Below are 4,650 nucleotides of genomic sequence, written 5' to 3' on the forward strand. Positions count from 1 at the left end.
GTATTTCCTGTCAGGGTCATGAAATTTTTGGGAATCAAATTATTGGTTTTATCAAATGCAAGTGGAGGCCTCAATCCCGATTATAACATTGGTGATATTATGATCATTCAGGATCATATCAATCTGAGTGGCGAGAATCCTCTCATCGGTCATAATGATCCTGAACTGGGAGATAGATTCCCCGATATGAGCGAACCTTATGACATGCAATACAGCCAAATGGCATTAAAAATTGCCCGAAGGAAAAAGGTTCGTTGCCACACCGGAGTTTATGCAGGTGTAAAAGGTCCCAATTATGAAACCCCTGCAGAATACAAGTACCTGCGAATCATAGGAGCGGATGCAGTTGGAATGTCAACCGTGCATGAAGTGATCACCGCCAGACACATGAAAATCAAGTGCATAGCCTTCTCGGTTATTTCTGACCTGGGTATACAAGGAAAAATAGTACCCATCACACATAAAATCGTTCTTGAGGAAGCCTCCAAAGCTGAGCCCCATCTGGCAATGATCCTTTCAGAACTTATCCCTGAAATATTCAATCAAGAATAAAATCAGGTTGCAAGATACAGGTTACAAGTTACAAGTTACAAGTTTCAAGTTTCAGGTTACAAGTTCAGGTTGCAGGCTGCAACCTGTAACCTGCAACCTGTAACGATTTGTTCTCCTTTCCCGGTAAGTTATAATATTTTAAACGATTTTCTTTTCTATATAGTCGGAATTCATAAGGTTCAGTAATCCCATATAATCAGCACCGAAGGGAATCAGGTCGCCGGGTTTGTATTTTTGACGGTTATCTCCGAGATCAACTACAATCATATCGCTTGAGGCACCATAAAATTGCATTTTCTGATCAACCGGGAAAAGATGGGATATATCAATATCCAGCAGACCCAGATCGAGTATTGCCCGGTAAGATGATTTCCCGTAATCCGATTCATTGATTTCAATTTCTTCCCCGGCAACATTCTTGCCAAGCTCACCGGTCGGTACCAGTGGTTTTTTACTCAACTCGATGATCTCGGCATACAAGCGAAATACATCTGCTTTCATACCCTTCAATGTTTTACCGTTTATCAGATTCTTACCGGTAAAAAGGGTTTCTCCAATTCTGAAATGATTAACACCTACAGGAACCATCCTCTTGAGGAGCAGAGGAATGGTAACAGAAGATCCCCCGGACACCCAGTTGATTTTTCTGTTAAATTTTGCTTCAATCAATTGTTCGTATAAACTGAGCTGAATCAGTTTGTCGTGAGATGGCATCACACCGCTCAGGCAATTGAGGTTTGTGCCTATACCGCTTACTTCAATATTCGGAAGCTTGAAAACGCTTTCGTAAAAATCCATCAGTTTCTCACCCAAAACGCCTTCCCGCAAGTCGCCCATTTCTATCATGATGATAACCTTATGAATCTTATTTTGGCGTCCCGCTTCTTCGGAGATCAGGCGGATGGTTTCAAATTCGGTATTAAAACTAGCATCTGCGTATTTTACCAGGGATTTTATGACTCGTCTGGCAGGAGGTTTAATATAAACCGTTTCCACATGAGGAGCAATGTTTTTTATGGTTTTAAGGTTACTGATCCTGGAGTCGAGAATTTCCCTGACCCCCAACGATAGTAACTCTTTCAGATACAGCCTGTTCCCACAAAGCAGTTTGCTTACAACCCCCCATTCTATCTGATGCTTTTTAAAGAGAGCCTCCAGGAAAGAATAATTATGCTCTAATTTTCCCTTATCTAATTCCAGATATGCCATATCAGCTATTTATCTGACTACCCTCCTGATATTGGAAGGAAGTCTGGTTAATAATTCATAGTTCAGAAGGTCGCTAAACTCACTAAATGAAGAAACACTGATGGTACGGTCACCCTGACGACCAATCAGAACTACCTCATCACCAGGTTTCACACCATCCATACCGTTGATATCAGCCACAAGCATGTTCATATTTACCAGTCCTATGACCGGCGCCTGATGGCCTTTTATTAGAACCCTACCCTGGTTGCTTAAGGATCGGGTATAACCATGGTAATATCCAACAGGAATTACGGCAATTCTCTTGTCTTCCTGTGCAAGATAGGATGTTCCATAGCTGATAAATTCACCTTCCCTTACATCTTTAATACTCATGATCCGGCTTTTCCACGACAGAACTCGTATCAAGGGATCTTTTTTGGATTTCCTGCGATGAACATACTGGATAAAAGTCTCACGGCTGGGCCAGAAACCATATTGCATGATACCAATCCTGACCATATCCATCCTGGTTTGGGGATAACTTACAGAAGCGGCTGAACAGGCAGTATGTCGAATTTTAGGATTAATTCCCTGATTTTTGAGCCATTGATATGTCTGGTTGAATATCTTTAGTTGCTTTTTGATCCTGACATGATTGGCAATGCTTTCCGCACCGGCAAAGTGCGTGCATAAACCCATCACATCAATATGACTGCTATAAGCAGAATATAGTTTTACAAGGCGTTCGAGGCCAGCTTTATCCAAACCTGTCCGGTTCATTCCTGTTTCTATCTCAATATGAATTTTGGCCCTCTTTCCGGTTGACCGGGCAATACGTATTGCATTGAGCAATCTTTCCACATCGAAGACATAAAATTCAATTCCATTTTCTATAACCCACGTTAAATCTTCTTCCGGGATAAATCCCATAATACAGATATCGGAATTACCGTGTGTTATTTCCCATACACGAAAGGCTTCATCGGAACTAAATACGGAAAAATGATCCACTCCGCACTTTAAAGCAATAGGCACAAAATAATCAATTCCATGACCATATGCATCGGATTTGACAACAGAGGATATTCTTACATTTCTTCCGACCAGTTGACGCAAAAAGGAAAAATTATTTTCCAGAGCGGCCGTATCAAGTTCAATATAGGAAGGCGAAAGCATTACAAATCGTTTATCCTGGAATACATTCCAAAAAGGAGGTCAACTGAAGGTTTCAACAGATCATCCGGAAAATCGAAATCAGGGTTATGAAGTTCAGGTTGATCCTGTCCGCTTCCTATACCAATCAATGCAGCAGGAAAAGCATCCGTAAAATGCCCGAAATCTTCAGACCACTTCATCGGAGTTATTAACTCCATCATTTTCATACCCATTTCACCTGCAACTTTCTCCACCATATCGACCAGCATGGGATTGTTTTTAACAACAGGAAATTCCTCGGTAAAGGAAATATCATATTGCAATCCATATTGCCTGGCAATATGCTTGGAAATGTTTTCAGCATTGGAGATTAACATTCTCATATCGTCTTCCCTGAAGGCACGCAAGGTTGACATCACAACTGCCTTCCCCGGGGATGTTCCGAACGCTACTTCACCGATAGAAACATGGATCAATGTCAGTTTCACAAAATCCTTGAACAGCTGCCTCCTTAATGAAAGCGCATTAAATTCCCTGATAATATCGGATACCGCTAATGAAGGATTATTTCCCTTTTCCGGTTCGGCTGCATGAGCGGTTTTGCCCTGAAGGCGAATTATCATTCCACAGGATGCAGAAGAAAAGACTGATTTGGACAAAACCACTGTTCCTGTGGGAAATCCAGGAAGATTGTGAACTGCGAGGATATAGTCAGGAATGAATTTTTGAAATTCTTCTGATTTCAGCACTTTTTCAGCACCCTGTCCTGTTTCTTCCTCAGGTTGGAATAGAAAAACCACTCTTACTTTCCTTTTCTTTTCTTTGCAAATCATTTTGGCCAGGCCGGCCATAACCGCCATATGTCCGTCGTGCCCGCAAAGGTGGGCAACACCGGGGTTTTCCGATGCATAAGGGATATCATTGATTTCATCAGCGGGGATAGCATCCAGCTCACATCGGAACATAATAGTCTTGTGGCCGGGTTTTCCATTATACACCCAAGCCATTCCATGACCGCCAATATTAGGGATGATCACATCAGGTTTACAATCCCGGATAAAATCTAGCAACTTTTCTGCTGTTGCATTTTCTTTGCCGGAGGAATCCGGAAACCTGTGAAGCAACCTGCGAAATTCGACAAGTTTCTCCATTATTTTTTCTTTTGGTGACCGTTGCGATAATACCTCATCTCAAGATAAGGATTCTGGAATCCAAGCTTTTCATATAAGAAACGGGCGGGATTATCTCTTTCCACATGCAGGGCAATATCACCTGAAGCGGTTTCTAAAGCTCTGTTCATGAGCTTTTTGCCTATGCCTTTTCCCCGGTGGTCACGGTGAACAGCAATATATACCAATACATTCTCAGGAATATAACCCTTCATCCCCGTTTTATTCACTACCACGGAACCAATGATTTCCTCGCTTAGCAGATAGTTCAAAATAAATCCACCCGCCATGGGATACGGATTCAGAGCATAATCAAGGGCCTTTCCAATGTGCTCCTTCTTATCACCATATTCATCGAGATGTTCATACAAAAAATCAATTACTTTGCCTTTCGACAGCATGCCTACGTCATCTGCCGGAGTCATCATTTCAATTTTCATCCTATTGTTGTTTAATATCAACCCAGATTGGCATCAGATGCATACAGAATCAATGCAATGTTTGGGTTTAATCCGGAATACTGGATTAAAATAATTTAGTTTCTATTGAAACAAATATACGAATTTATTTTTAAAAAAGATTA

The 4,650-nt window shown here is 41.4% G+C and carries 5 protein-coding genes; 1 reads left to right on the forward strand and 4 read right to left on the reverse strand.

The genetic code is table 11. The features are described 5' to 3' along the window. A partial coding sequence (locus tag KKA81_08090) for a purine-nucleoside phosphorylase (protein ID MBU2650880.1) occupies positions 1-552 on the forward strand: 552 nt, incomplete at its 5' end. Between the two features lie 138 nt (positions 553-690). Here the strand turns inward: KKA81_08090 and KKA81_08095 are convergent. Genes KKA81_08095 through KKA81_08110 form a run of 4 tightly spaced genes read right to left on the reverse strand, consistent with a single transcriptional unit; the run spans position 691 to position 4,507 of the window. Further along, entirely contained in the window at positions 691-1,761 is a 1,071-nt protein-coding gene (locus tag KKA81_08095) for an alanine/ornithine racemase family PLP-dependent enzyme (GenBank protein ID MBU2650881.1), read from the reverse strand. 9 nt (positions 1,762-1,770) lie between these two features. Beyond that, on the reverse strand, positions 1,771-2,919 hold the full coding sequence (alr, locus tag KKA81_08100; GenBank protein ID MBU2650882.1) for an alanine racemase: 1,149 nt from the start codon (positions 2,917-2,919) through the stop codon (positions 1,771-1,773). Further along, positions 2,919-4,049 carry an amidohydrolase gene (locus KKA81_08105; GenBank protein ID MBU2650883.1) on the reverse strand — a complete coding sequence of 377 codons (1,131 nt, stop codon included), beginning with the start codon at positions 4,047-4,049 and terminating at the stop codon, positions 2,919-2,921. Before KKA81_08105 ends, alr begins: the two co-directional genes overlap by 1 nt. Then, positions 4,049-4,507 (reverse strand): GNAT family N-acetyltransferase, encoded by a 459-nt coding sequence (locus tag KKA81_08110; GenBank protein MBU2650884.1) that lies wholly within the window; start codon positions 4,505-4,507, stop codon positions 4,049-4,051. The genes KKA81_08105 and KKA81_08110 overlap by 1 nt, the downstream gene beginning before the upstream one ends. Positions 4,508-4,650 lie beyond the last annotated feature (143 nt).

The sequence above is a fragment of the Bacteroidota bacterium genome (assembly GCA_018831055.1).
In the GTDB taxonomy this organism is placed as follows: domain Bacteria; phylum Bacteroidota; class Bacteroidia; order Bacteroidales; family B18-G4; genus M55B132.